This window comes from Bradyrhizobium sp. B039, assembly GCF_038965675.1.
Taxonomy (GTDB): domain Bacteria; phylum Pseudomonadota; class Alphaproteobacteria; order Rhizobiales; family Xanthobacteraceae; genus Bradyrhizobium; species Bradyrhizobium diazoefficiens.
In genome coordinates this window covers 4454642-4477947 of record NZ_CP152416.1, presented here as the reverse complement: position 1 = coordinate 4477947, position 23306 = coordinate 4454642, and the positions used below count along the sequence as shown (strand labels likewise).

Below are 23306 nucleotides of genomic sequence, written 5' to 3'. Positions count from 1 at the left end.
TTTGGCTGGCGGTCGTCGCCGTCACCGTCCTCACGGCTTGGATGGCTAGGTGGGTGGTTCTGGCGCTTCGCATGAAGGGGGATTGACGCGGCCGACTACGCACGGCGCCTAAACGTCACGACCGCGACAATGACGACAATGACGATGAGAGCGCCAATGGCCAGCTGGCCTTCCGCATCCGCACTCATGCCCCAAAGGTGAACCGACAACTTTTCCATAACCAAGCATCTCCGTTGCGCGGAGCGATGTGCTGCGCGCTATCCGATTGACAGAAAGCCTGGGCGGAGCGAGAACCTTCAGTGTTCAAGCGGAGAGTCCTTCGGGATCTCCACCCAGGCGTCAGACGATTCACATCGTCTGGCGCCATTTTACTGTTTCCGAAATTGACACGAAGCCGGACATGTACGGGGTCCGGTCACGACCCGGTGAGACGGCGCGACTCACCCACCAACACAGATACCAGCTGATTTTGAGTGGGCGCGAGCTTCGTCCGGTTTATCCGGGTTATTCGACCTATTCACAGCTAAAGGGACATCCCACTTGTCCCCGTTAATCCACAGGCCGCGGGCTTGCATTTATCAAACGCCCCGCCCTTCGGGCGCTATCCCCACACCACCCACCCTGTGGGCGTTTAGGTGATGCGCGGACAGACACGCGCATCACGATAGACCACTCGTCGGGCCAGATTCTGCACTGGCCAGCAGAAGAACACGCCCTGAACAGCTGACATGCAATTGACACGCAACACCCTGCCCGGCGTTGCATTTTGCTGCTATTTGTTACCCCCGACGGCCCCAACGAGCGGAGAGACCGCCAATGTTCTCAAGGAGTTCTGCAAAATGAGATACCTCCACACCATGCTGCGCGTGCGCAATCTCGATGTCGCGCTGAAGTTTTACCAGAATGCGCTGGGGCTGAAGGAGGTGCGGCGGATCGAGAACGACAAGGGGCGCTTCACGCTGGTGTTCCTCTGCTCGGCGGACGATCTCGAGGCGCTGAAGAAGCAGCCGCAAACGCGCGGCGCGCCGCTGGTCGAGCTCACCTACAATTGGGACGAGGAGAAGTACGGCGAGGATCGCTTCTTCGGCCATCTCGCCTATGAGGTCGACGACATCTACGCCACCTGCGAGAAGCTGATGAAGGCCGGCGTCACCATCAACCGGCCGCCGCGCGACGGCAACATGGCCTTCGTCCGTTCGCCCGATCTGCACTCGATCGAGCTGCTGCAGAAGGGCGAGCCGAAAGCGCCGCAGGAACCGTGGTCGTCGATGCCGAACACCGGCCACTGGTAGGGCCTTCTCCATAGGAACAAGCCCTCGCCGCGCACGTTCACTCCTCGACAAGATGATTGGAGGAGGACGCGATGGGACGAGGATTGTTGTTGTGGATGCTGGGCGTGCCGATCCCGGTGATCCTTCTGCTGTGGCTGTTCTTCGGCCACTGACGAGCTGGCTCAACCTGCAATGAAAGCTCTGCCCATGGCGGAGCTTTTTGCATGAGGGGCGCGCCGCAAACGCCGTCGTCCGGCACAGGAAATTCCGCTATCACCCGCACAATTGAAAACGCCGCGGGAGACGCTTCATGCCTGACACCAAGCCGACGATCTGGGGCCGCGCCAACTCGGTCAACGTGCAGAAGGTGCTGTGGTGCCTCACCGAGCTTGGCCTTCCCTACGAGCGCATCGATGCCGGCATGCAATACGGCAAGACCCGCGAGGCCGAGTATCTCGCGATGAACCCGAATGCGCGGATCCCGACGCTGGTCGAAGGCGACTTCGTGCTGTGGGAATCCAATTCCATCATGCGCTATCTCTGCCTCGCGCATGGACGCGGCACGCCGATCTATCCGGACGCGCCGAAGCAGCGAGCTTCGGTCGACCGCTGGCTCGACTGGACACTGTCGGCGGTGCAGCCGGTCGACCGCCCGGTGTTCTGGGGCATCGTGCGCACGGCGCCCGCCGAGCGCGACATGATCCAGGTGCAGCGCGATGCCGATGCCGCCGTCGAGGTCTGGGCGATCGCCGATCGCCTGCTCTCGACGCGCCGCTTCATGGAGGGCGACCAGTTCACGCTCGCCGATATCGCGATCGGCGCCTATGCGCGGCGCTGGCTCGGCGTCGAGGGCATCACCCGGCCGGCGCAGCCGAACCTGACGCGCTGGCTCGCCGAGCTCGGCAAACGCCCCGGCTTTGCCCAGTTTGTCGCACCGCCGATGTCGTGAGCCGCTGGCGCGGCGTAAGCTGCGAAGAGCGCGCAAGGAATCGCCATTTTGGCGCACGCGGCCGGCGGCATCGCCGCACTTGACGGCTACTGTGCATGGGGTTGTTTTCGCACTTTTTGTTTTGACGGCCGCGCCTAGAGCCAGCCGCGCTCGACGAGCAGCACGCAGATGATCAGCACCAGCGTCACGACAGCAGTGGCGAGCCGCGCCGGCCAGCTCAGGCCGCGGCCGACCCACCACAGCAGCGCGCAATACATCAGCACGGGGACGACGATATCGAGCCGCAACAGATCCGGCGGCATGCGGCTTTAGCGCCGGACCGCGGCGTCGACGCTGATCGAGCCGCCGATCTTCACGCAAGTGCCGGTGCCCTTGACCATGTGGTAGCCACGGCCATAGGACGCGCATGCGCCCGCCTTTGCCGTCCCGCCAGCGCCCTTCAGCGGCAGGGTCTTGCCCTGCTGCGGCGGCTCGGCGGCCGGAAGGCGCAAGCCTTCGGCCGCGGCCGCGGACGTGGCCAGCAACGAGATCAGGATGAGGAGCTGTGTGCGCATGCGAGCGTTCTAGCCCGGCGAGGTGCCGCGCGCCATCCGGGTCGCACTAGGTGGATGTCAGATGAACTTGATCCCGGCCGACTTGCCGCGGCGCCAGACCACCTGGCAGTTCCGCCCGGTGCGGGCATCGCGCGCGAAGGCCAGCCGGATCACGCCCGGAAGCTGGCTTGCGTCCTCGTCCAGGGTGATCTTGGCGCCCGAGCTCGAGATGTCCTGGACCAGGCAATGCCGCGCCGCGAACCCGCCGTCGAGCGTGATCCAGGCGTGTTGCGACAGCAGCTTGCGGTCGGCGCGCTTCTTGGGCGGTGGCATTGGCGTGAAATCTCCCGCTCCAGCGCTACCTCAGGGAGCCCTAAGAAACCGTTGAAATCGGGTCCGAATCATCCCCTCGCCGGCGCTGTCCACGGTTCCAAAAGACCGTTCCCGAACGGCTTGCCCACGGGCCGAAAGGCCACTATACGTTCGCCCGCTGCAAGCCGCCGGGCACGACTCGCGCGGCCGCGGCCGTGCCGTCAAAAGCGGCGGGGCTTAGCGTTTGCTCCCTTCGTCTATCGGTTAGGACGCCACCCTTTCACGGTGGAGAGAGCGGTTCGATTCCGCTAGGGAGCGCCACCCGCGCGACGGTGTGCGGACGATGCGGCGAAATTCACACCCCACGCGTGAACCTCCCCGGCCCTCACCTCCGACCAACATCCTGTTGGAACCGGTGTGGACCCATGGAGCAGCGCAAATCCCCCTCGGACGGCCAATCCGGCATTGCCTCGCCGGCACTGCCGCCCTGGATGCAGCGCACGACGCCCTACACACCGGACCGCCGCGCCAGGATGCTGGAGCACATGGCGCGAGCGAGGTTGCTTCCGCCGCGCCAGGCCGCGACCGCGCCGGAGCCCTCGCGCGTCAGCGGCATGCACATTCTCGGCGACGCCTACGGCTACGCGGTTCTGTTCGGACTGATGGCCCTCCTCTTCATGTCGCGGGTTCCGCTCTACCTCGGCGCCTTTCTCTTCTTCGCCGACGGTGAGCGCATCGAGCGCGCGCTCGCAGCGATCGGCATCCGGCTCGAGCCCGATGCGCCCGGACCCGACGTCATCAAGAGCTTCGCATACCTGTTCGGATGGTTCGCGCTGCTCGCGTCCCTCAAAGGCTCGGTGCCTGCCTGGCTGGTGCCATGGATCCCCCCGGCCGAGTCATGGGCGTTCCTTGCCGGCATCGCCCTCGCGCTCGCCATCGTCGAAGCATTCGCAACGCGCGCGCTGCGGCACGCATTGCCGTGGTTCGGATTGAAGGTCGGTGCGGAGAGTCTGGCCTGGAAAACGACCCGGCTCCTCGTTGCCGTTGCCGTGCTGGCCTGTCTCGTTCTGCTCGGCTCTCTCTGAACGCCACGGCCGAGCCGTCGCTCTCAATGACGGTGTTGTGAACTTGCGTGCCCGATAATCGGGACCTTATGCCGCTTTCGCCGCTGCGTGACCGGGCCGCGCGTTTACCGGAAATTTACCCCTGCTCCTGAGCGGCGGTATCATTTACTTAGAATTTGACCGCTACCGTGGAAGTACGGAAATACTCCGAAACCCGATTGGCGCGGATGTCCATCGCAGAATTCCTCAGGCAGCGTGCAGTGGAAGTCACCGTGAGCGGCAGCTACTCGCTGCCGCGCTGGTACGATTGCGAGGGCAAGCTCCGCACCTTCGCCTGCCGGACCAAGCGCGTCTCGCCGTTCCGCATGATCGTGGACGTGCCTGTTGTCGGCAAGATCGGCGAGCGCGTGACCTCGTACTTCCAGGATTTCGGCGAATTCCAGTGCACGATCAGCGCGACGCTGAAGTCGGGCTTCCTGATGGAACTCGACATGACGCGGGCGCGGCGCGCCTGGATGTCGGAGAAGCTGACCTGGCTGGAGAAGAAGCAGAGGGACGCCAGCGTCCAAGAGCTGCGCAATGACGCCCGCTTCGTTCCGCAGGTCTCGCACACCTTCCTGACGCTCGCCGACGGCAGCACCCATCCCTGCTTCATCATCGACGTCTCCACCGCCGGCGTCGCAATATCCTGCGAATACGATCCGCCGATCGGTACCCCGCTTGCGGTCGGCGCCTGCGTCGGCCGCGTCATCCGCAAGTTCGACAACGGCTTTGCGGTCAAATTCGCCGAGAAGCAGCAGTGGGACGACGTCGTCCGCCTGATCGTGCGCTCGCCCGTGCCGCAGCCGGCCTGAGACCGGCTGGTTCCATCTTAACTCTTTCTTAACGAAACGCTGGAGGCGGCAAGCCCTGCGCGATAGGGTGTGATCCAGTACGTCCGCAATCATTGCGGGCCTAACGTATTGGAAGTCCCGGAATGTCCATCGCTGACGCTGAGTTCGCCCAGGCAAAGACTGCTCAGAGCGCGCCCACCGCCGCCAAGCCGCAGCTTCCCCCCGGTGTCGTGACCGAGGGACCGCTCGTCAAAGCCAAGCTGCGCGAAAGCTATCTCCTCCTCGGCATCCTCTATGTCGGCGCGGTCGCGGGCATCATCTGGGCCGTCACGCAGGGCATCGGCAAGGTGGAGCTGTTTACGTTTGCCTGGATGTTCGCGCTGACGACATTCGGCATCGGCGCCGGCATGCACCGTCTGTTCGTCCATCGCAGCTTCCGCACCGGCCCGATCATGCGCGTCTTCTTCTGCGCCATCGCCCAGATGGCGGTGCAGGGCTCGATCGCCAAATGGGTCGCAAACCACCGCCGCCACCATCTCTATGCCGATGACGTCGGCGACCCCCACAGCCCGCAATTCGACGGCTTCGGCAATCGCTATGTCAGCGCGCTCAAGGGCTTCCTGCACGCCCAGGGCAGCTGGGTGTTCGACCAGGCGACCACCGACAACGAATACTATGCCAAAGACATCCTCGCCGATCCGATCGCGATGTTCTTCGTCCGCACTCGCTGGGTCTGGTACGGGATGTCGGCCGTCTTCATCCCCGGCTTCATCGGCTACGTTTTCGGCGGCGTGCACACCATGATCGGCTGCGTGCTGTTCTCCGGCCTGCTCCGGGCCTATCTGCTGATCCTCGTCAGCCAGCTCACCGGCTCGGTCTGCCACGCCTACGGCTATCGCCGCTTCGAGGTCGACGACGCCTCGACCAACGAGTTCGTGACCACGATCCTCACCTTCGGCGAGGGCCTGCACAACAACCATCACCGCTTCCCGCGGGACGCCTATATCTCGCACGCCTGGTGGGAGATCGATCTCAACGGCCTGATCATCTTGGGCATGGAGAAGATCGGCCTCGTCCACGACGTCTTCCACGCCTCGCACCGGCAGCTGGAGCGGGCGTCGGAAGCGCAGGCGGCCTCGACGCGCTGACCGGCAGGCGGCGGCCCTCCGGGGCCGTCTTGCCTCCGCATCTCTGCCCTATCGCGGCCCCATTGCGGGATCAACTTTTGAGGGTCTGTGCCTCGCGCCGGACCTCATTTGCAGATTTGCGATCGGGGGACCGAATGGCAGTCGACAAGATCACCTGGGACAGGGTCGGCCGGGTTACCGAGCCCGGACGCTACATGTACACGTTCGGCTGGCTCACCATCACCGCCGGCGATCTCGAGATCTGGAAGCAATACCCGCAGGCCGCGTTCACGCTGCTCGCGCAGCACGCCGAGCCGGACGAATCCATCGGGGAGGAATTCCATCTCGGCGCCTTCGACATCGCCCCCGAGGCGGCGCCGCCGTTCACCACGCACTGAAGGCTGGCAGCGGCAGCCCCGATCGCCCTGCGCCAACGCGCCGATTCGAGCCTCCGCAAGCAACGCCTGGTAGGAGGCGCGGTCGCGCCGAGCGCAGGCCGCTGCAGGAACGCATGGCATGCACGTTGCTTGGCTATCGCCATGATCCATGTCGCCGCCGTCGATCAAGCCTTCCTGCTGCTGTTGATCGTGTTCTGCCTGGGCTCGTGCCTCGTGCGCGTCTTCTGGCAGCTGGAGCAGGTGCGGGCTCGCCGTACCGCCACATCGCCCCGCCGGCGCACAAGGAAGCGTGACTAGGCCGATCTACCCGGCCGCGCGTTGTTCTGGCGGACGGCACGCCTGCCAGACTCGCCGCCGGGAGACGTGCATCGTGAATCGAAGAAACCGGTGCATTTCCTTGATTTGGCTTGCCAATCGCGGCCCGATCCTGGACATGCGATCGCGACCATCCAGGACCAACAGGCGCGTTGATGACCAACAGGCCCGATACGCAAATGATTGTCCCTGCATTCGGTCCCAGCGGTGCGGATGAACGGGAGCTGTCACGCCCGTTAAGCGAGGCGACAGCAAGCGCATGACACATGGTCGCAGCGGTGATTGTAGATAAGCGGATCAAGGGAACCTATTTTCGGCGCCGATGTATCTGATTGAAGCTTTACCCACCGTCATCGGAACTGCCGCCATCGCCCCGGCGCTGCTGATGCTGTGGCTCGTCATTGCCGCCGAAGAGCGCCCGGGACCACCGGCCCAGGTCTGGACCGCGTTCCTGCTCGGCGCGGCCAGCATCTCGCTGCTGGGCCTCGCCCGCGCCCCCTTCGCCAAGATGGTTGCAGCCCCCGACAATCCCTGGGCGGCGCTGGCGATGCATTCGATCTTCGGCGTCGCGCTGCCCGAGGAGGCCGTCAAGGTGGTCGCCATCGTGCTGGTCTCCTCGACCAAGCGGCGGACCTTCGCCAATCCGATGGACACCGTGGTCTATGGCGCCGCGGTCGGCCTCGGCTTCGCCGCCTACGAGAACCTCGCCTATCTCGTCCAGCATGCCGAGATGTGGCGCTCGCTCGCCGCCTTGCGCAGCGTCCTCACCGTGCCGTTCCACGGCGCGCTCGGCATCATCGCCGGCGCTTACCTGACGATCGCCCGTGCCGGCACGGCGCTGGGCGCAAACCGGCACCATCGCGACTGGGCCCGTCTCTCCAGCCGCCTGCTGATCTTCGCCGGCCCGCTCGCGCTGCATTCGGCCTTCGACTTCCCGCTGCTGACCCTCCAGCGGATGCCGGATCTGGACCCAACGCTGCGGATGTGGCTGGGCGCCGCGAGCCTCCTGGTCGGCTTCAGCTCGATCGCCTTCGCCATCCGCCTGGTGCGGCGCGTCGCGCGCCACCACGCGCCCCGCACGGACGTTGCGCGGGAGCGGCTCAGCCAGTTGCGCCGGATGTGGGCGCTGCTGCTGGCCGGCGGCGGCGTCGGCTTTCTCGGCCTCGCCTTCGTGCTGACCTCGATCCACCACTGGCTGATCAACCCCGAGCGCAATCTGACGCTGGCCCTGATCCCGATCGGCTTCGTCTCGATCCTGCTCGGCCTCGCGCTTCTGATTGTCACAACGGCGATCTATATTCTCGGCCGCAACCGCATTCGCACCAGCGGCGAAGGTTTTTCGTCCGCGCACGGCGGCGGTTGAGCCGCGGGATGGCAAGCCCGCTGCGCGCATACTAGATTGAGCACACACCCTTCGATCCGGAGCCTGCCGATGACATCGCCTGAAGATCTTTCACGGCTGCAATCCGCGATGAGCAAGACTGTGAAGGCGCATTGGAAGGCCTTCCTGTTCGAGGGCATCCTGCTCGCCGTTCTCGGCGTCGCCGCACTGATCCTGCCACCGCTCGCAAGCCTTGCCATCGCGATCTTCCTCGGCTGGATGTTCTTGATCAGCGGCATCGGCGGGCTGATCGTGACCTATTGGGCGCGCAGCACGCCGGGCTTCTGGTGGTCGCTAATCTCGGCCGCGCTGGCCGTGCTTGCCGGCATGCTGCTGCTGGCGCGGCCGATGCAGGCCGTGCTGACGTTGACCATCGTGCTCGGTGCCTATTTCCTCGCCGAGGGCGTCGCCACCATCATGTACGCACTCGAGCACCGCCGCGAACTGAGCGGCCGCTGGTCGTGGCTCCTGATCTCCGGTCTCGTCGACATCGCGATCTCGTTCATGGTGATCACGGGGCTGCCGAGCTCGGCGGAATGGGCGATCGGCGTGCTCGTCGGTATCAACCTGCTGTTCGGCGGCGCCACCCTGATCGGCATGGCGCTGGCGGCACGCAACAGCAACACCTGAGGGGTCTCGTCGCCCGCCAAGCCGATTGGGGGGTGACAACCCGCCAATGGCACGCTATATGGCCTGCCATGATCACCGTTGCCACCAGCTATTTTTGGTACTTTAGCTACGACAGCTCGCTGGCGGCAGGAGGATCGCGCTCAATCTGAAATATTGAAGCAAACGTCCGAACAGCCGCCAGACCTGGCGGCTTTTTTATTGGCCGGCAGGTTCAAACAAGCAGGAGCCCGCCGTGCTGAGCACGACTGACGATCTTCGTATCCGTGAACTGAAAGAGCTGAGCACGCCGGATGAGGTGATGCGAGAGGTCCCGCGCACACTCACCGCAACGCGTGTGGTGATGGCGGCGCGCAACGCCATCCATGCCATCCTCACCGGCCAGGACGACCGCCTGCTGGTGGTGGTCGGCCCGTGCTCGGTGCATGATCCCCGGGCCGCGCTCGACTACGCTGAGCGTCTGACAAAACTGCGCGAGGACCTCGCCGACCAGCTCGAGATCGTAATGCGGGTCTATTTCGAGAAGCCGCGCACCACCGTCGGCTGGAAGGGCCTGATCAACGACCCCGATCTCGACGGCAGCTTCGACATCAACAAGGGCCTGCGGCTGGCGCGCAACGTGCTGTCAGCGGTGAACAATCTCGGCCTCCCGGCCGGCGCCGAATTCCTGGACATGACGACGCCGCAATACATCGCCGACCTCGTGTCCTGGGCCGCGATCGGCGCGCGCACGACCGAGAGCCAGATCCATCGCGAGCTGGCCTCCGGGCTGTCCTGCCCGGTCGGCTTCAAGAACGGCACCGATGGCAATGTGCGGATCGCGGCGGACGCGGTGAAGTCGGCCTCGCATCCGCATCATTTCATGGCGGTGACCAAGCTCGGCCGCTCGGCGATCGCCTCGACCGCGGGCAACGAGGACTGCCACATCATCCTGCGCGGCGGCAGCACGCCGAACTACGATGCGGCAAGCGTCGCGGCGGCCTGCAACGAGCTGGCGAAATCCGGCGTCGCGCCGCTGGTGATGGTGGATGCGAGCCACGCCAATTCGGGCAAGAAGCCGGAAAACCAGCCGCTGGTCATGGCCGACATTGCCGGCCAGATTTCCGGTGGCGAGAACCGCATCATGGGTGTGATGATCGAGAGCAATCTCGTCGCCGGCCGCCAGGACGTGGTTCCAGGCAAGCCGCTCACCTACGGCCAGAGCATTACCGACGGCTGTATCGACTGGGCGACCACGGCAACTGTGCTCGAGCAGCTCGCCGATGCGGTCGAAATCCGGCGCAACGCCCAGCGCGCGGGGCTGCACGAGCGCTCGGCGTAAGGCCAAAGCAAACGCGGGCGGGGCGAGCTGTCGCGCCCTGCCCGCACCGACGCGGCCTAGCAGCCGCGGCAGATGCTCTTGATCTTCTTGTCGAGCGCCTGGTTTTCCTTGCTGAGGGGATCGTTCGGGTCGCTCAAATTCTTCTCGTTCGGCACGTCGCCGGCGCGCGGCTGCCGATGACCGACGGGTGCAGGCGGCAAATTGCCCGCCGACGGTCCCGACGTGGTGGTCGATCCCTTGCTGCCGGTCTGCGCCACTGCCGCGCCGCCGAGCAAGATCACGAGCGACACGGCCACGATGATCCTCTTCATTTCCGTTCCTCCATGCTCAAACCGGCGTCCACTCCGTCACCACTCACGTCTCGGGCGGATAGAGATGAACGTCCCCGCAATAGTCCACGATACGATAGCGCGTTTCCGTCGCCGCTTCACGTGCGTCGGGTGCGGTATTTTGTGCCGCCAACACATAGTTCGGCCCCACCGGCGACTTGCCGGCCCCCCCGGGAATGTCGATGACGTAGTCAGGCTGACAAAGTCCTGACACCCGTCCGCGCAGCTGCCGCATCAGCTCCTGCCCCTCCGCCAGCGTGGTGCGCAGATGCGCAGTGCCCGGTGCGAGATCGCCGTGATGCAGATAGTACGGCTTGATCCGGCATTCGACGAAAGCTCGCATCAAATCCGACAAGGCCGTGACGTTGTCATTGACGCCGCGCAAGAGCACGGACTGGCTGACCATGGGAATCCCGGCATCGACGAGCCGCGCGCAGGCTGCGCGGGCGCCTTCCGTGAGCTCGCGTGCATGGTTGGCATGCAGCGCAACCCAGGTGGTCGCGCCCGCAACCTTCAGCGCTGCGACCATCTCGTCGCTGACGCGCGCGGGGTCGGCGACGGGCACGCGGGTGTGAAGGCGGATGATCTTGACGTGATCGATGCCGGCGAGATCGGCCATGATCTCGCTCATGCGGCGCGGCGACAGCATGAGGGGATCGCCGCCGGTCAGGATCACCTCCCAGATCTCGTCGTGCGCGCGGATGTAATCAACGGCAGCACGATAAGCGCTGTCCGAGAGCGCGTTGTCCTTGCCGGGTCCGACCATCTCGCGGCGGAAGCAGAAGCGGCAATAGACCGCGCAGACGTGAACGAGCTTGAACAGCACGCGATCGGGATAGCGGTGCACGATGCCCGGGACCGGCGAATGCGGGTGATCTCCGATCGGATCGGCGCTCTCGCCCGGCTGCATCTCGAGTTCCGCGGCGGTCGGCACGAACTGGCGGGCGATGGGATCGTCAGGATCGGATGTGTCGATCAGCTCGACCAGCGCCGGCGTGATCGCGACCGCATAGCGCGCGGCAACGCGCTCCAGTGCGGGCAGCGCCGCGGCAGGCGCGAGGTGCTCGGCCACGAGCTCGGCCGGCTCGCGCAAGGTGCGTGCAAGATTGGTCTTCGTCATGTTTCACTTAGCGTTTCATTTGCGGGCGGCGTCCACACCACCTGATCAATCCGCGTTGCGCCGCTGGCCAGCATCACCAGCCGGTCGAAGCCGAGCGCGACGCCGCTCGCCTCCGGCATTGCGGCGACCGCGGCCAGAAAGTCCTCGTCCAGCGGATAGGCTTCGCCATAGCGGCGCTGCTTCTCCGCCATCGATTCGGTGAAGCGCCGGCGCTGCTCTTCGGCGTCGGTCAGTTCGCCAAAACCGTTGGCGAGTTCGACGCCGCAGGCATAGACCTCGAACCGTTCGGCGACCCTGGGATCGCCGGCCTTCACGCGCGCCAGTGCCGCCTCGGGAGATGGGTATTCGAACAGAATGGTCAAACGTCCCTGTCCCAGATGCGGCTCAACATGCTCGACCAGAACCTTGCTGAAGATGTCCGACCAGGTGTCGTCCCCGGCCACGCGGATCTTGCCGCCGGCCATTTGGGCGAGCGCGGCACGGTTACCCTCGTCACCCGAGATTGTCGACAGCAGATCGATGCCGGCGAACCGTTCGAAGGCGCCTGCGACCGTCAGGAGCTCCGGCTCGGCGAAGGGATCGGCGGTCCGGCCGCGGAAGGAGAAGGTCCCGATCCCGGTCGCCTGCGCCGCGCGGGCGATGACCACGACGGTGTCGGCCATGATGGCGTCATAAGGCGCACCGGCCCGGTACCATTCCAGCATGGTGAATTCGGGCAGATGCAGGTCGCCGCGCTCGCGGTCACGGAACACCCGGGCGAACTCGAAGATTCGGGGCTCGCCGGCCGCCAGCAGCTTCTTGCAGGCAAATTCCGGGGAGGTCCGCAGGTAGCGGCTGGCCCGGCTGCCGTCGGGCCGCACGATCTCGGTCCGGGGGGCGTGCAGATGGGTCTCATTGCCCGGGGAGACCTGAAGAACGGAGGTTTCGACCTCCATGAAGCCCTGCTCGGCGAAAAAGCCCCGTAAAGCCCCGGTCACGGCTCCCCTCGCCTGGAGGAACGGCCGCCGGTCGAGGTGGCGCTCGGGCGACCAGAACGGCGAAATCGGCTTGTCCCCAGCCATTAACCGACCACCCCAGCCATCAGCAAAGTGCTGGCATCCAACGGCAAAATCAGTATGTTGCGGCCCGAAACGGGCGCCGAGGTCTGATTTGAGGCCCCAAGTCCCCCATCAATTTGACCACGTCCTGGCCGGAGCCGGGCCAAGCAAGCAGGAAATACAGCTTTGAGAGTCATCGCCAGTTCTATTCGCAAGGGCAACGTGATCGAGCAAGACGGCAAGCTCTATGTCGTCGTGAGCGCCGAGAACATCCATCCCGGCAAGGGCACCCCGGTCAGCCAGATCGAAATGCGCCGAATCTCGGACGGGGTAAAGATCTCCGAGCGCTACAAGACCACCGACCAGGTCGAAAAGGCGACGATCGAAGAGCGCAACTTCACCTTCCTCTATGAAGACGGTGACGGCTACCACTTCATGAACCCTGAGACCTACGACCAGGTCCAGGTCTCCAAGGACGTGGTCGGCGACGCGGCCGCCTATCTTCAGCCAGACATGACCGTCAAGCTGTCGACCCACGACGTCAACGTGGTCTCGCTCGCGCTGCCGCAGCGCGTGACGCTGGAAGTGGTGGAGACCGAGCCGGTGACCAAGGGCCAGACCGCCTCGTCTTCCTACAAGCCCGCGGTGCTTTCCAACGGCATCCGCACCACCGTGCCGCCGCACATCGCCGTCGGCACCCGCATCGTGGTGATGACCGAAGACGGCTCCTACTCCGAGCGCGCCAAGGACTAAGCCAGGGATCGAGGATCGGAACAGGTGCCGCCGGGGGGCGAGACAGTGGATAGGAAGAGTTTCCGCTTCGTCTCGCTTCTTTTGGCGTCGCTGTCGCTCCTCACCGCCACTCCGCTCGCTGCGGACGAATTCCGCAGCCCCTCGCTCACGGCCCTGCGCGTCGATTGGCGCGCAGCGCTCGACCAGCTCCGCACCGAGATCAACAGCCACCCCCGGGCCGCGGACGATTTCATCTTCGTGCCTCGCCGTTCCGTGCCGCGCTACGATCCGCGCGCGATGCCGGCGCTGGTGCAGCTCAACGCAATCTCCTCCCAATTCTTCACCGGCATTGCCCGCAGCTCCGTGCCCGTGCTGCTGCCGTTCGACGCCGGCGCCTATCGCGAGGCCCAGCGCAACGGCGCGCCGCCGAGCCTGTCGCTGTCGCGCTATCAGGCTGATTTCAACCCCGTCGATATGTTCGACGCCGGCCCCGCCGGATATAGCGCGAGCTTCTCGCTCGAACCCGGCGCCGGTGACGGCATGCCGACGCGTGTCTTCGCAAGACCCGTCGAGGTGCAGATCACGGGCTCTGCGCTGCTCTATGACATCGCCGATCCCGCCGGCGGCAAGGGTGAGCCGGTCAAGCCGCTTGCAGCCCATTATCCGGACCTGCGCAGGTTCATCCGCGAAGGCTATGTGCGCTACGCCTTCACTCGGTTCGGCGTCGCCTATGTCGTCTCCATCCAGTGCCTGGACAGTGTCGCAAAACCGCGGCGGCTTGCCTGCAAGGAGGCCTATCCGGTTGCCGAACGCTTCCTGAAGGCGCTGCGCGTCGCCGGCGGCCAGCGCATGCGGCCGCTGATGGACGTTGCCTCCGACATCGTCGATCGTCCTTCAGGGCGCTCGGCCGATTTCAGCTACCGGCCGAGCGGCGACATCATCCCGAACACCGGCTACCGCAACAAGAGCGGCCATCCGGACGTGATGGCCTATGCGCAGATCCGCTTCCCGCTGGAGAAGGCGCCCGCTTTCGTGCGCTCGCAATCCTACGGCAGGCGCGACAAGAACGAGAGTCCGACGGCCTACCCCTGGCGCGACAATTTCTGCGAGTCCCGCAGCTTCGAAGTCGGGCAATGCGGCGGCGGTTACGGCCACCAGGGCGAGGACATCCGCGCCGCCGAGTGCCCGCCGCCCGGCGAAGGTCGCGCCCCCTGCGATCCCAAGCAGCGCGCCGTCGTCGCCGTGCGCGACGCCATCGTGATCCGCGCGTCCAAGGACCAGGCCGCGACGCTCGAGATCAACAGCCGCACCGAGCACATGCGCTTCCGCTACATGCACATGAACCCGCAGGTGATGAACGCCGACGGCGTGCTCAACGGCCGCATCGTGACCGAAGGCGAGAAGATCGGCGTGGTCTCGAACTATCTCGACCATCCCGCCGGCACGTCGATGCATCTGCATTTCGACGTCCAGGTGTTCACCCGCGACGGCTGGATCTGGGTCAGCCCCTACGTCACGCTGGTCTCCGCCTATGAGCGGCTGATCCGTGCCCGCGGCCGCGAGGTCGGCCCGGAGATCGCGGGCGGCCCGCAGCCTGTGGCACATGCGCTGCCTGAGGACGTGATCAAGCCGGATCAGCGCGAGGGCTCAAGCAGCGAGGAGAATTGAGGCAACTCGCGCCTCACCGCGCGGCGCGCCTCGATGACGATCTCATGACGCCCCTTTCCCATGACGACCCTTTCGGCGAATGAGGCTCGACCGGATCGGCGTCCGGCCCCCCCGAACGACCCGGCCTTCTCTGGCCCCAGAATTGCTTGGCTTGCCGCAAGCAAACTGGAGAAAGGGAAGCACATGCGTTGTCTTACCACGGCGGTCATCGTGGCCGTCGCATTCGCCGTGCCGGCTCATGCGCAGGAATTGACCGGTACGCTGAAGAAGATCAAGGAGACCGGCGCGATCACGCTCGGGGTGCGCGACAGTGCAGTGCCCTTCAGCTATATCGACGAGAAGCAGAAGACCGTCGGCTACGCCATCGACATCTGCATGAAGATCGTCGAGGAGATCAAGGCCGAGCTGAAGCTGGACAAGCTCGCGGTCAACGAGAACCTCGTCACCTCGTCCAACCGCATTCCACTGATGGCGAACGGCACCATCGACCTCGAATGCGGCTCGACGACCAATAACGCCGACCGCCAGAAGCAGGTGTGGTTCACCAACACGCATTTCCTCACGGCGAGCCGCTTCGTGTCGAAGAAGGCTTCGAAGCTCGATCAGGTCGATGACCTCAAGGGCAAGGCCGTCGTCTCGGTCGCGGGCACCACCAACATCACCCAGCTCAACAAGGCCAACGCCGCGCGCGCGCTCGGGATCAACGTCATGAATGCAAAGGACGTCCCCGAGGCGTTCCTGATGGTCGAGACTGACCGGGCCGAGGCCTTCGTCATGGACGACATCCAGCTCGCGGCCATGATCGCCTCAGCGAAGGATCCGTCGCTCTACGCCATCAGCTCCGGCGCCTTCTCCGATCCGGAGCCCTACGGCATCATGCTGCGCAAGGACGACGCACAGTTCAAGGCCGTGGTCGATCGTGCCACGGCAAAACTCTACAAGAGCCCGGAGATCGAGAAGATCTACAACAAATGGTTCATGGAGCCGGTGCCGCCGCGCGGCCTGAACTTCCACGTGCCGATGCCGGTGTCGATGAAGAAGTCGTTCGAGCACCCGTCCGACAATCCCGATCCGGCGTCGTATGGTGGCTGACGAGATCGCGGAGCACGCCGATCGTATAGTCGGGATGCGCGAAGCGACATCCGGGATGTTCACGACAACTGTTCCCGGGTGTCGCTTCGCTCGCCCGGGCTACGAACTAGTCCAGAAACGTCGTTAGCTGCGCGCCCTCGTCCGCCACGAACACCGCGATCAATTCCGCCGGCTGCGTGGCGCTGGCATTCGCCGACACCAGATGCGTCGCGCCGGGCGGCTCGAAGAAGGACTGGCCGACGCCAAACGTCTCGACCGGGCCGCCACCGAGCTGGGAGCGGATCTCGCCCTTGGTGACGTAGGCGGTCACCGAGCCCGCGTGGCGATGCGGCCGCGTAAATCCGCCGGGGCCGTAGAAAACGCGCACGATGGTCACGCGCTTGCCCGGCACATTCGGCAATGCATAGGAGCCGATCGGCTCGACCTTGTCGAGCGGCGAACTCTCCGCGGCTGTCGCGCAGAGCGGCGCGAGCGCGCCGGATACGGTCTCCATCGTCAGCGGCAGCGCCTTGCCGATCGCGAGTGCGCAGGCGAGCCCGCCGACAACGGCCAGCGCCATTGAACGCGACGGCACCGGGCGTTGCGTGGTGGCCAGACTCATTGCTGTCATGACAACCTCCCCTTTTTCCCTGATGGCAATCAGGATGCGGCGGCATTCGTTGCGACCGGCCGCTTCGCCGGCGTCCAGCGATAGGCCGCGCCAAACCGGTTCCAGACGTTGATCGAGGCGACCGCCGAGGTCAGGTACATCAGCTCGGACTCGGAGAATTCGCTGGTCACTTCCGCGTAGACCTCGTCGCTGACGCCGTCGGGCAGGAAGGTCAGGGCTTCGGTCCAGGCCAATGCCGCACGCTCGCGCGCCGAGTAGATCGGTGCCTCGCGCCAGACCGCGACCAGATTGAGCTTGTCCACGGGCACGCCGATGCGCTCCGAGAGCAGGATATGATGCTGCACGCAGAAGGCGCAGCCGTTGATCTGCGAGGCGCGCAACTTGACCAGCTCGAGAAGCTGCTTGTCGAGGCCGGCCTTGGCCGCAGCCTGGCCCAGCGCCAGCACCAGATCATACGCATCGGGCGCGATCCGCTTGAAATCCTCATATTCGCTGCGGGCGTGTGACATTGCCGTGCACCTCATGTTATTGTAAGAGTACTTATACTGTATAAGAGCTCTTATATGCCGCGCAAGGCCGCTGACTTCACAAGATCGAAAAGCCCGCGGAAGGCCTCCGCCGCTTCCGACGGGAGTGCGGTCCGCGTGCCCGCCCCGGGGGAAGGCAAACGCGGCGAGCAAGGCTATCTCGGCTATCTGCTGCGCCAGGCCCATGCCGCGGTCCGCCTGACGATGGAACGGACGCTCGCCGATCTCGGCGTGACCTCGCCGCAATTTGCCGTGCTGACAATGCTGAACGCCTATCCAGGCCTGTCGGGCGCCGACGTCGCCCGCCTCACCTTCCTGACGCCGCAGACGGTCGGCGTCATCATCCGCAACCTCGAACGCGACGGCGCGATTGCGATGACGCCTCATCCCGTCCACGGCCGCATCCAGCAATGGACCCTGACGCCGCGCGGCGCGACGCTGCTGAAGGCCTGCCGGGATCGGGTGATCACGCTGGAGAAGCGCATCGCCCGGAATCTGGATAGCAAGGCGGAAACAACGGTCCGGCGCTGGCTCGCCGGAATCGCGGCCGATTTGCAGGACGACTAGACCGCGCCGGGACTAGCCCTGGTCGCCGAAGCCTCCGTCGCCGCCATCGGCATCCGACAAGTCGCCGACGGCGCCATCGCCCTGAATGCCTCGGCCAAAGTTTTCCGCAATGATCATCAGGATCACGACGAACAGCCCTGCGCCGAACGGCCAGGGATTGGCACGGATGATGTCGAACAGCTCCCGCATGCGCGCATTCTGCATGACAAGAGCGAACCGACCGTAAAGCGGCTGACCGAAAAATCGGGGAACGTGCGGCGGGGCGCCTGTTCCCTACGTTCCAGGAACCGGCTCACAGGAGCCTTGTTTCCCGCTACAATGTGTCCATGAAACAAGCTGATTCCTCGCCCACCCGCCGCACCTTGCTGAAATCCGCGCTCGGCGCGGCAGCCTTCGCCGCGTCACCCACCTACGCCCTCGCCACGCCGCCAGGCTTCGACGAATGGCGCGAGTCTTTTCGCGCACGCGCAATGGCGAAAGGCATTTCGGCCGCGACCTGGCAGCGCGCAATGGCGCGGGTCGAGCCCGACATGAGCGTGTTCAAGCAGATGCGCAACCAGCCCGAATTCCACGAGCAGGTCTGGCAATACATCAACCGCCGCGTCTCCGACTGGCGCATCATCAACGGCAAGATCGCGCTGAAGAACAACGAGGCCCTGCTCGCGCGCATCGAGCGCGACTTCGGCGTCGAGCGCGGCACGCTGCTGGCGCTGTGGGGCGTCGAGTCCGCTTATGGCGATCCGCTGGTGCAGCAGAACCACATGACGCCGGTGTTTCCCTCGCTCGCCGCGCTCGCCTGGAACGAGCCGCGCCGCAAGGCCTATTGGGAGACCGAGTTGATCAACGCGCTACGCATCGTCGACAAGGGCTGGAGCACGCCGGAGGAGATGAAGGGCTCCTGGGCCGGTGCGATGGGGCATTCGCAATGGATGCCCGAAGTCTGGCTCAATGTCGGCATCGACTATGACGGCGACGGCAAGGTGTCGCCATTCGGCAAGCCCGACGACGCGCTGGGCTCGACGGCAAAGTACCTGGTCAATCGCGGCAAGTGGCGCCGCGGCGAGCATTGGGGCTACGAGGTGCGCGCATCCGGCGACGTGAGCGGCAGCCGGACCTATGCGGCCTGGGCGTCAGCCGGCGTCACCCGCGCCGATGGCCAACCGTTCCCGCAGCCCAATGCATCGGCGCAGATGTGGACGCCGGTTGCGGGCGGACCGACGTTCCTGCTGGGGCCGAATTTCTACTCGGTGAAAAGCTACAATCCCTCGATGAACTATGCGCTGGCGATCTGCCATCTCGGCGACCGCTGCCTCGGCGCACCGCCCTTCATCCAGCCCTTCCCCGGCTCCGAGCGCGCGCTGACGCTCGCCGAGGTCCAGGAGATGCAGACGCGACTGACCAAGGCCGGGTTCGACACCGGCGGCACCGACGGCCGCGTCGGCAACGACACCATGAAGGCGATCAAGGATTTCCAGCAACGCGCGGGGATCACGCCGGCGGACGGCTATGGCGGGCTGAAGGTGCTGGCGAGGCTGCGGCAAGGGCCGTAGGAGCCGGTCATTCCGGGGCGCGCCACTCGGCGCGAGCCCGGAATCCATTCCTCCACGTCGCTCGCTGCGCGATGGATTCCGGGCTTGCGCTTCGCGCGCCCCGGAATGACGGCCCCAAGAGATCAGTGCCTGTACTGCGGCTCCTCAGCATCAAGCTGTCTACGGATCGCAGCCAGATGCAACCGCGCGGATTCGGAATCGCCCTCGCGCATCTGCTTGTAGGTCTCGGCCGCAATCGCGGGATCGACGGCCAGCACCTTGCGTCCCGTCGACATCGCCAGCACCTGCACCTCGGCAGCGCGCTCGAGGTAGTAGAGATCGTCCCAGGCTTCCGCGATGGTCGGCGCCAGCACCATCACGCCGTGATGCTTCATGAAGACGATGTCGGCATCGCCGACGGCGGATGCGATCCGCGCGCCTTCGCGGTTGTCGAGCGCAAGGCCGTGGTAGTCGCGGTCGACCGCGGTGCGGCCGTAGAATTTCAGCGCGGTCTGGCCGGCCCAGATCAGGGGATCGCCCTCGGTCATCGACAGCGCGGTGGCGTAGGGCATGTGGGTGTGGAACGCGACCTTGGCGCGCGGCAGGCGCTTGTGCATCTCGGCGTGGATGTAGAACGCCGTCGCCTCGGGCACGCCCTCGCCGTCGAGCACGTTGCCTTGGAAGTCGCAGATCAAAAGCTTTGACGCGGTCAGCTCGCGGAAGGCGTAGCCGTAGGGGTTGACGAGGAACAGGTCGTCGTGGCCCGGCACCACGGCCGAGAAGTGGTTGCAGATGCCCTCCTCAAAGCCGTTGCGCGCAGCCATGCGGAAGCAGGCGGCGAGATCCTCGCGCGCGGCGCGGATCGCGTCGGTGGCAAGGTCCGGCCGGTTCGAGCGGAATGGCGCCGGCGTGGATGACGAGGAGTGAAGGCTGTGCGCCATGGCGAAGGACACCTTTGTCGGTCGAGAGCTGCCCGCCTTGTACAGGGCCGACGCCTGCGCGTCAGCCCCCGCGGGCGCCACCCTGCCCTTCGCAGCCCGCGCGGCGGCTTATTGCCGCCGCGGCACGCCGCCGGCGTTCATACCGCCGTCGATCACGAGCTCGCTGCCGGTGACGTAACGCGAGGCATCTGACGCCAGATACAGCACGCCGCTGGCGATCTCGGCGGCCTGCCCGGCGCGGGCAAGCGGCGTGACGACCCGGGCCCGTTCCTCCGGATCGATCGGCGCATTGCCCTGGTTGCCGGTCGCGCCCGTCGGGATCTTGCCCCAGATCGGGGTGTCGATGATGCCGGGATGAACGGAATTGACGCGAATGCCATCGCCCACGGCCGCGCACTCCATCGCGATCGATTTCGCAAACAGCCGCACGCCGCCTTTGGTCGCCGAATAGGCCGACAACCCCGGCGCGCCGCGCAGGCCCGCGAGCGAGGACATCATGACGATCGAGCCGCCGCCGGTCTTGCGCATCAAAGGCAGGCAATGCTTGACCGAGAGAAACACGCCGTCGAGGTTGATCGCGTTCTGCTTGCGCCAGTCACCGAGCGTCATGTCGACGATCGAGGGCACGGCAATGCCGATGCCGGCATTGGAGACCATGATGTCGAGCCGGCCGTAGCGCTTGGCGATCTCGGCGACGATCTCGATCCAGCGTTCCTCGCTGGTGACGTCCTGCTCCAGGAAGATCGCCTTGCCGCCGGCCTTTGTGATGCGCTTGGCGAGCTCGGGGCCGCGCAACTCGTCGACGTCGGTTGCGATGACGGTGGCGCCCTCGCGCGCGAACAGCTCGACGATCGCCTCGCCGATGCCGGAGGCGCCGCCCGTCACCAGCGCGACCTTGCCCTCAACCTGCCCTGCCATGTTCACTCCCTTTTCTTGTTGTTTGAGGCCGCTACTTAATCACGGATGGCCCCTGGTCCGGTAGCGCGACGTCGATGACGCGGAACTGCACGCGCTCGGCGCCCTGATAGCGGTCGACCGACAACGATCCCGCGACATGCAATTGCTGACCGCGATTGGCGAGGAGCGCATTGCCGAGTTTTTGTCCGACCGAACGGAAGGCGATGCCGTTGACGATGGCGCCATCGCCGGACTTGAAGCGCAAACGCAGATGCGCCTGGCCGACCTCATCGGCATAGACGAGCTGATGCGCCGGCAGCGCCAGCACGGCTTCCGGATTGCCGCTGCCAAAGGGCCCTGCGCGGTTGAGCGTCGCCGCAAGCTCCGTCGTCACTGCGCGCGCAGAGACGGCGCCGTCGATATAGAGCTCGTTGACGTGGCGCGCCTCCGCGACGTCGCGCGCCAGCGCATTTTCGAGATAGGCGCGGAATTCGGCGAGCTTCTCCTTGCGCAGCGTCACGCCCGCGGCCATCGCATGGCCGCCGCCTTTGAGCAGGATGCCGTCGGAGACCGCCTGCCGCACCGCCTTGCCGATGTCGACGCCGGCGATCGAGCGGCCCGAGCCGGTGCCGATGCCGCCGGGCTCGAGTGCAATCGCAAAGGCGGGCCGCGAAAACTTCTCCTTCAGACGGGAAGCGACGAGGCCAACCACGCCGGGGTGCCAGCCTTCGGACGCCGTGACGATGACGCCGAGCTTGTCCTCCAGTCCGATCGAGGCCAGCGCCTCGGCCTCGGCTTGCGCTTCCGCGGCCTGCTCGATGACACGGCGTTCGGTGTTGAGGCGATCGAGTTCAGCCGCGATCCGCGCGGCTTCGACGCTGTCGCCTTCGAGCAGGAGCCGCACACCGAGATCGGCGCGGCCGATCCGGCCGCCGGCATTGACCCGCGGCCCCAGCATGAAGCCGAGATGCCAGGCCTCCGGCGGGCCGTTGAGCCGCGCCACGTCCATCAGCGCGGTGTGGCCGACATGATCGCGCCGCCGCATCGCGATCAGCCCCTTGGCGACGAAGGCGCGGTTGAGTCCGATCAATGGCGCGACATCGGCGACCGTGCCGAGCGCGACGTGATGCAGCATGCCGAGCAGATCGGGCTCGGGCATCTCCGCATTCCAGAAGCCACGCTGGCGCAGCTCGCGGTTCACCGCGACCAGCGTCACCAGCACGAGGCCCACGGCGGCGAGATGGCCAAGGCCCGAGAGATCGTCGAGCCGGTTCGGATTGACCAGTGCGTCGACCACCGGCAGCTCCGTGCCGGCCTGATGATGATCGATCACGACCACGGACATGCCGAGGCGCTTGGCCTCAGCCAGCGGCTCGATGCTGGTGGTGCCGCAATCGACGGTGACGAGCAGCGTGGCGCCCTTCGCCGCCAGCCCCCGAACGGCTTCGACGTTCGGGCCGTAGCCCTCGAAAATCCGGTCGGGAATGTGGATCAGCGGATCGAGCCCGCAATGGCGCAGGTGCCAGGCCAGCAGCGCCGCCGAGGTCGCGCCATCCACATCGTAGTCGCCGAAGATCGCGACCTTCTCGCCCTTCGCCGCGGCATCGGCGATGCGCTTTGCGGCGGCCTCCATCTCCGTCACCGTGAAGGGGTCCGGCATGAGCTTGCGGATGGTCGGGTCCAGGAAGTCCGGCACCGCGTCGATATCGACCCCGCGCCCCGCCAGAACCCGCGCCAGCAGTTCCGGCAACTGGTGCCGCTGCACAATGGCGAGCGCCTGGGCCGCCCCGCGGGCGTCCAGCCGGTCGCGCCAGAGCTTGTCGGTGAGCGAGCGCGTCACCCCCAGGAACGCCTGGGGCGCTTCGACGGGCAAGGCAGTGGTAGGCGGCGTCATGACGAGCGGCAATCTGTTGGGAACTCGAGGTTCGGGCGAACACGCGAGGCGCCCGGTCACTGGCTTAAGGGGATTGGCCAGGAAACCCCGGCGATTTGCAACGGCCGGGCTGCACAAAGCGGTGGATGGCCAGCCGACGGGCCGGAGTGACTATCATTTGGGCATTCCACCGAACAGCAAATTAAGCAGGCGTTAGGCGGAATCCTCGAAAAAGAATCGTATTCGATCTGTA

Annotated in this window: 27 protein-coding genes and 1 tRNA gene; 16 read left to right on the top strand and 12 right to left on the bottom strand. The window is 65.6% G+C overall.

Annotated elements, in window-relative coordinates:
• Positions 1 to 839 precede the first annotated feature (839 nt).
• Positions 840 to 1292, top strand: a complete 453-nt coding sequence (locus AAFG50_RS20880; RefSeq protein ID WP_028171315.1) for a VOC family protein — start codon at positions 840 to 842, stop codon at positions 1290 to 1292.
• A 289-nt stretch (positions 1293 to 1581) separates the two neighbouring features.
• A complete protein-coding gene (locus tag AAFG50_RS20875) occupies positions 1582 to 2220 on the top strand; it encodes a glutathione S-transferase (protein WP_028171314.1) in 639 nt (212 codons plus the stop codon).
• Between the two features lie 134 nt (positions 2221 to 2354).
• Here AAFG50_RS20875 and AAFG50_RS20870 read toward each other — a convergent pair whose 3' ends face one another.
• Genes AAFG50_RS20870 through AAFG50_RS20860 form a run of 3 tightly spaced genes read right to left on the bottom strand, consistent with a single transcriptional unit; the run spans position 2355 to position 3086 of the window.
• Positions 2355 to 2522 (bottom strand): hypothetical protein, encoded by a 168-nt coding sequence (locus tag AAFG50_RS20870; protein WP_011087169.1) that lies wholly within the window; start codon positions 2520 to 2522, stop codon positions 2355 to 2357.
• 6 nt (positions 2523 to 2528) lie between these two features.
• Positions 2529 to 2774 carry a porin gene (locus AAFG50_RS20865; protein WP_028171313.1) on the bottom strand — a complete coding sequence of 82 codons (246 nt, stop codon included), beginning with the start codon at positions 2772 to 2774 and terminating at the stop codon, positions 2529 to 2531.
• 57 nt (positions 2775 to 2831) lie between these two features.
• Positions 2832 to 3086, bottom strand: coding sequence for a PilZ domain-containing protein (locus tag AAFG50_RS20860; RefSeq protein ID WP_028171312.1), 255 nt, complete (start codon positions 3084 to 3086; stop codon positions 2832 to 2834).
• 225 nt (positions 3087 to 3311) lie between these two features.
• Between AAFG50_RS20860 and AAFG50_RS20855 the strand changes: the two genes are divergently transcribed.
• The 9 genes from AAFG50_RS20855 to AAFG50_RS20815 all read left to right on the top strand — a co-directional run bounded on the left by AAFG50_RS20855 (position 3312) and on the right by AAFG50_RS20815 (position 10131).
• Positions 3312 to 3386, top strand: a tRNA-Glu gene (locus tag AAFG50_RS20855).
• A 104-nt stretch (positions 3387 to 3490) separates the two neighbouring features.
• Positions 3491 to 4150, top strand: coding sequence for a hypothetical protein (locus tag AAFG50_RS20850; RefSeq protein ID WP_028171311.1), 660 nt, complete (start codon positions 3491 to 3493; stop codon positions 4148 to 4150).
• A gap of 206 nt (positions 4151 to 4356) precedes the next feature.
• A complete protein-coding gene (locus AAFG50_RS20845) occupies positions 4357 to 4983 on the top strand; it encodes a pilus assembly protein PilZ (RefSeq protein WP_028171310.1) in 627 nt (208 codons plus the stop codon).
• 122 nt (positions 4984 to 5105) lie between these two features.
• The gene (locus AAFG50_RS20840) at positions 5106 to 6110 is read left to right on the top strand and encodes an acyl-CoA desaturase (RefSeq protein ID WP_028171309.1); all 1005 of its coding nucleotides are present in this window, start codon (positions 5106 to 5108) and stop codon (positions 6108 to 6110) included.
• Between the two features lie 134 nt (positions 6111 to 6244).
• Entirely contained in the window at positions 6245 to 6487 is a 243-nt protein-coding gene (locus AAFG50_RS20835; RefSeq protein ID WP_038967122.1) for a hypothetical protein, read from the top strand.
• 141 nt (positions 6488 to 6628) lie between these two features.
• Positions 6629 to 6784, top strand: coding sequence for a hypothetical protein (locus AAFG50_RS20830; RefSeq protein ID WP_165448156.1), 156 nt, complete (start codon positions 6629 to 6631; stop codon positions 6782 to 6784).
• 340 nt (positions 6785 to 7124) lie between these two features.
• Positions 7125 to 8165 carry a PrsW family glutamic-type intramembrane protease gene (locus AAFG50_RS20825; protein ID WP_011087163.1) on the top strand — a complete coding sequence of 347 codons (1041 nt, stop codon included), beginning with the start codon at positions 7125 to 7127 and terminating at the stop codon, positions 8163 to 8165.
• A 69-nt stretch (positions 8166 to 8234) separates the two neighbouring features.
• Positions 8235 to 8813, top strand: a complete 579-nt coding sequence (locus AAFG50_RS20820; RefSeq protein ID WP_011087162.1) for an HdeD family acid-resistance protein — start codon at positions 8235 to 8237, stop codon at positions 8811 to 8813.
• A 232-nt stretch (positions 8814 to 9045) separates the two neighbouring features.
• The gene (locus AAFG50_RS20815; protein ID WP_028171307.1) at positions 9046 to 10131 is read left to right on the top strand and encodes a 3-deoxy-7-phosphoheptulonate synthase; all 1086 of its coding nucleotides are present in this window, start codon (positions 9046 to 9048) and stop codon (positions 10129 to 10131) included.
• A 56-nt stretch (positions 10132 to 10187) separates the two neighbouring features.
• On the opposite strand, the gene AAFG50_RS20810 is transcribed toward AAFG50_RS20815, so the two are convergent.
• Genes AAFG50_RS20810 through epmA form a run of 3 tightly spaced genes read right to left on the bottom strand, consistent with a single transcriptional unit; the run spans position 10188 to position 12641 of the window.
• The gene (locus AAFG50_RS20810) at positions 10188 to 10442 is read right to left on the bottom strand and encodes a hypothetical protein (protein ID WP_028171306.1); all 255 of its coding nucleotides are present in this window, start codon (positions 10440 to 10442) and stop codon (positions 10188 to 10190) included.
• A gap of 43 nt (positions 10443 to 10485) precedes the next feature.
• A complete protein-coding gene (locus tag AAFG50_RS20805; RefSeq protein ID WP_028171305.1) occupies positions 10486 to 11580 on the bottom strand; it encodes a lysine-2,3-aminomutase-like protein in 1095 nt (364 codons plus the stop codon).
• On the bottom strand, positions 11577 to 12641 hold the full coding sequence (gene epmA / locus AAFG50_RS20800) for an EF-P lysine aminoacylase EpmA (RefSeq protein WP_028171304.1): 1065 nt from the start codon (positions 12639 to 12641) through the stop codon (positions 11577 to 11579). The genes AAFG50_RS20805 and epmA overlap by 4 nt, the downstream gene beginning before the upstream one ends.
• Before the next feature lie 162 nt (positions 12642 to 12803).
• On the opposite strand from epmA, the gene efp reads away from it, so the two are divergent.
• The 3 genes from efp (at position 12804) to AAFG50_RS20785 (ending at position 16109) form a co-directional block, all read left to right on the top strand.
• Positions 12804 to 13370 (top strand): elongation factor P, encoded by a 567-nt coding sequence (efp, locus tag AAFG50_RS20795; protein ID WP_011087158.1) that lies wholly within the window; start codon positions 12804 to 12806, stop codon positions 13368 to 13370.
• 24 nt (positions 13371 to 13394) lie between these two features.
• Complete coding sequence (locus AAFG50_RS20790) at positions 13395 to 15017, top strand: peptidoglycan DD-metalloendopeptidase family protein (RefSeq protein WP_028171303.1); 1623 nt, start codon at positions 13395 to 13397, stop codon at positions 15015 to 15017.
• A 183-nt stretch (positions 15018 to 15200) separates the two neighbouring features.
• A complete protein-coding gene (locus AAFG50_RS20785; protein WP_011087156.1) occupies positions 15201 to 16109 on the top strand; it encodes an amino acid ABC transporter substrate-binding protein in 909 nt (302 codons plus the stop codon).
• A gap of 106 nt (positions 16110 to 16215) precedes the next feature.
• Here AAFG50_RS20785 and AAFG50_RS20780 read toward each other — a convergent pair whose 3' ends face one another.
• Both AAFG50_RS20780 and AAFG50_RS20775 read right to left on the bottom strand, forming a co-directional pair.
• Positions 16216 to 16719: a cupin domain-containing protein gene (locus AAFG50_RS20780; RefSeq protein ID WP_028171302.1), complete on the bottom strand. Its 504-nt coding sequence runs from the start codon at positions 16717 to 16719 to the stop codon at positions 16216 to 16218.
• Between the two features lie 29 nt (positions 16720 to 16748).
• Positions 16749 to 17228, bottom strand: a complete 480-nt coding sequence (locus AAFG50_RS20775) for a carboxymuconolactone decarboxylase family protein (protein WP_028171301.1) — start codon at positions 17226 to 17228, stop codon at positions 16749 to 16751.
• A gap of 54 nt (positions 17229 to 17282) precedes the next feature.
• On the opposite strand from AAFG50_RS20775, the gene AAFG50_RS20770 reads away from it, so the two are divergent.
• Positions 17283 to 17813: a MarR family transcriptional regulator gene (locus AAFG50_RS20770; RefSeq protein ID WP_028171300.1), complete on the top strand. Its 531-nt coding sequence runs from the start codon at positions 17283 to 17285 to the stop codon at positions 17811 to 17813.
• Positions 17814 to 17825: 12 nt separating this feature from the next.
• On the opposite strand, the gene AAFG50_RS20765 is transcribed toward AAFG50_RS20770, so the two are convergent.
• Complete coding sequence (locus AAFG50_RS20765; protein WP_166466011.1) at positions 17826 to 18002, bottom strand: hypothetical protein; 177 nt, start codon at positions 18000 to 18002, stop codon at positions 17826 to 17828.
• 137 nt (positions 18003 to 18139) lie between these two features.
• On the opposite strand from AAFG50_RS20765, the gene AAFG50_RS20760 reads away from it, so the two are divergent.
• Positions 18140 to 19363 carry a lytic murein transglycosylase gene (locus AAFG50_RS20760; RefSeq protein ID WP_028171299.1) on the top strand — a complete coding sequence of 408 codons (1224 nt, stop codon included), beginning with the start codon at positions 18140 to 18142 and terminating at the stop codon, positions 19361 to 19363.
• Between the two features lie 122 nt (positions 19364 to 19485).
• Here the strand turns inward: AAFG50_RS20760 and AAFG50_RS20755 are convergent, their stop codons facing one another.
• The 3 genes from AAFG50_RS20755 to recJ all read right to left on the bottom strand — a co-directional run bounded on the left by AAFG50_RS20755 (position 19486) and on the right by recJ (position 23074).
• Entirely contained in the window at positions 19486 to 20283 is a 798-nt protein-coding gene (locus tag AAFG50_RS20755; RefSeq protein WP_028171298.1) for an aldolase, read from the bottom strand.
• Positions 20284 to 20391: 108 nt separating this feature from the next.
• On the bottom strand, positions 20392 to 21201 hold the full coding sequence (locus tag AAFG50_RS20750; protein ID WP_028171297.1) for a glucose 1-dehydrogenase: 810 nt from the start codon (positions 21199 to 21201) through the stop codon (positions 20392 to 20394).
• A gap of 31 nt (positions 21202 to 21232) precedes the next feature.
• On the bottom strand, positions 21233 to 23074 hold the full coding sequence (gene recJ / locus AAFG50_RS20745) for a single-stranded-DNA-specific exonuclease RecJ (protein ID WP_028171296.1): 1842 nt from the start codon (positions 23072 to 23074) through the stop codon (positions 21233 to 21235).
• Between the last annotated feature and the right edge of the window lie 232 nt (positions 23075 to 23306).

What these genes read in the sequence shown, in the direction of transcription:
- AAFG50_RS20880 (WP_028171315.1), top strand. Translation starts at nt 840, where the DNA reads ATGAGATACCTCCACACCATGCTGCGCGTGCGCAATCTCGATGTCGCG.
- AAFG50_RS20875 (WP_028171314.1), top strand. Translation starts at nt 1,582, where the DNA reads ATGCCTGACACCAAGCCGACGATCTGGGGCCGCGCCAACTCGGTCAAC.
- AAFG50_RS20870 (WP_011087169.1), bottom strand. Translation starts at nt 2,522, where the DNA reads ATGCCGCCGGATCTGTTGCGGCTCGATATCGTCGTCCCCGTGCTGATG.
- AAFG50_RS20865 (WP_028171313.1), bottom strand. Translation starts at nt 2,774, where the DNA reads ATGCGCACACAGCTCCTCATCCTGATCTCGTTGCTGGCCACGTCCGCG.
- AAFG50_RS20860 (WP_028171312.1), bottom strand. Translation starts at nt 3,086, where the DNA reads ATGCCACCGCCCAAGAAGCGCGCCGACCGCAAGCTGCTGTCGCAACAC.
- AAFG50_RS20850 (WP_028171311.1), top strand. Translation starts at nt 3,491, where the DNA reads ATGGAGCAGCGCAAATCCCCCTCGGACGGCCAATCCGGCATTGCCTCG.
- AAFG50_RS20845 (WP_028171310.1), top strand. Translation starts at nt 4,357, where the DNA reads ATGTCCATCGCAGAATTCCTCAGGCAGCGTGCAGTGGAAGTCACCGTG.
- AAFG50_RS20840 (WP_028171309.1), top strand. Translation starts at nt 5,106, where the DNA reads ATGTCCATCGCTGACGCTGAGTTCGCCCAGGCAAAGACTGCTCAGAGC.
- AAFG50_RS20835 (WP_038967122.1), top strand. Translation starts at nt 6,245, where the DNA reads ATGGCAGTCGACAAGATCACCTGGGACAGGGTCGGCCGGGTTACCGAG.
- AAFG50_RS20830 (WP_165448156.1), top strand. Translation starts at nt 6,629, where the DNA reads ATGATCCATGTCGCCGCCGTCGATCAAGCCTTCCTGCTGCTGTTGATC.
- AAFG50_RS20825 (WP_011087163.1), top strand. Translation starts at nt 7,125, where the DNA reads ATGTATCTGATTGAAGCTTTACCCACCGTCATCGGAACTGCCGCCATC.
- AAFG50_RS20820 (WP_011087162.1), top strand. Translation starts at nt 8,235, where the DNA reads ATGACATCGCCTGAAGATCTTTCACGGCTGCAATCCGCGATGAGCAAG.
- AAFG50_RS20810 (WP_028171306.1), bottom strand. Translation starts at nt 10,442, where the DNA reads ATGAAGAGGATCATCGTGGCCGTGTCGCTCGTGATCTTGCTCGGCGGC.
- AAFG50_RS20805 (WP_028171305.1), bottom strand. Translation starts at nt 11,580, where the DNA reads ATGACGAAGACCAATCTTGCACGCACCTTGCGCGAGCCGGCCGAGCTC.
- epmA (WP_028171304.1), bottom strand. Translation starts at nt 12,641, where the DNA reads ATGGCTGGGGACAAGCCGATTTCGCCGTTCTGGTCGCCCGAGCGCCAC.
- AAFG50_RS20785 (WP_011087156.1), top strand. Translation starts at nt 15,201, where the DNA reads ATGCGTTGTCTTACCACGGCGGTCATCGTGGCCGTCGCATTCGCCGTG.
- AAFG50_RS20780 (WP_028171302.1), bottom strand. Translation starts at nt 16,719, where the DNA reads ATGACAGCAATGAGTCTGGCCACCACGCAACGCCCGGTGCCGTCGCGT.
- AAFG50_RS20775 (WP_028171301.1), bottom strand. Translation starts at nt 17,228, where the DNA reads ATGTCACACGCCCGCAGCGAATATGAGGATTTCAAGCGGATCGCGCCC.
- AAFG50_RS20770 (WP_028171300.1), top strand. Translation starts at nt 17,283, where the DNA reads ATGCCGCGCAAGGCCGCTGACTTCACAAGATCGAAAAGCCCGCGGAAG.
- AAFG50_RS20765 (WP_166466011.1), bottom strand. Translation starts at nt 18,002, where the DNA reads ATGCGGGAGCTGTTCGACATCATCCGTGCCAATCCCTGGCCGTTCGGC.
- AAFG50_RS20760 (WP_028171299.1), top strand. Translation starts at nt 18,140, where the DNA reads ATGAAACAAGCTGATTCCTCGCCCACCCGCCGCACCTTGCTGAAATCC.
- AAFG50_RS20755 (WP_028171298.1), bottom strand. Translation starts at nt 20,283, where the DNA reads ATGGCGCACAGCCTTCACTCCTCGTCATCCACGCCGGCGCCATTCCGC.
- AAFG50_RS20750 (WP_028171297.1), bottom strand. Translation starts at nt 21,201, where the DNA reads ATGGCAGGGCAGGTTGAGGGCAAGGTCGCGCTGGTGACGGGCGGCGCC.
- recJ (WP_028171296.1), bottom strand. Translation starts at nt 23,074, where the DNA reads ATGACGCCGCCTACCACTGCCTTGCCCGTCGAAGCGCCCCAGGCGTTC.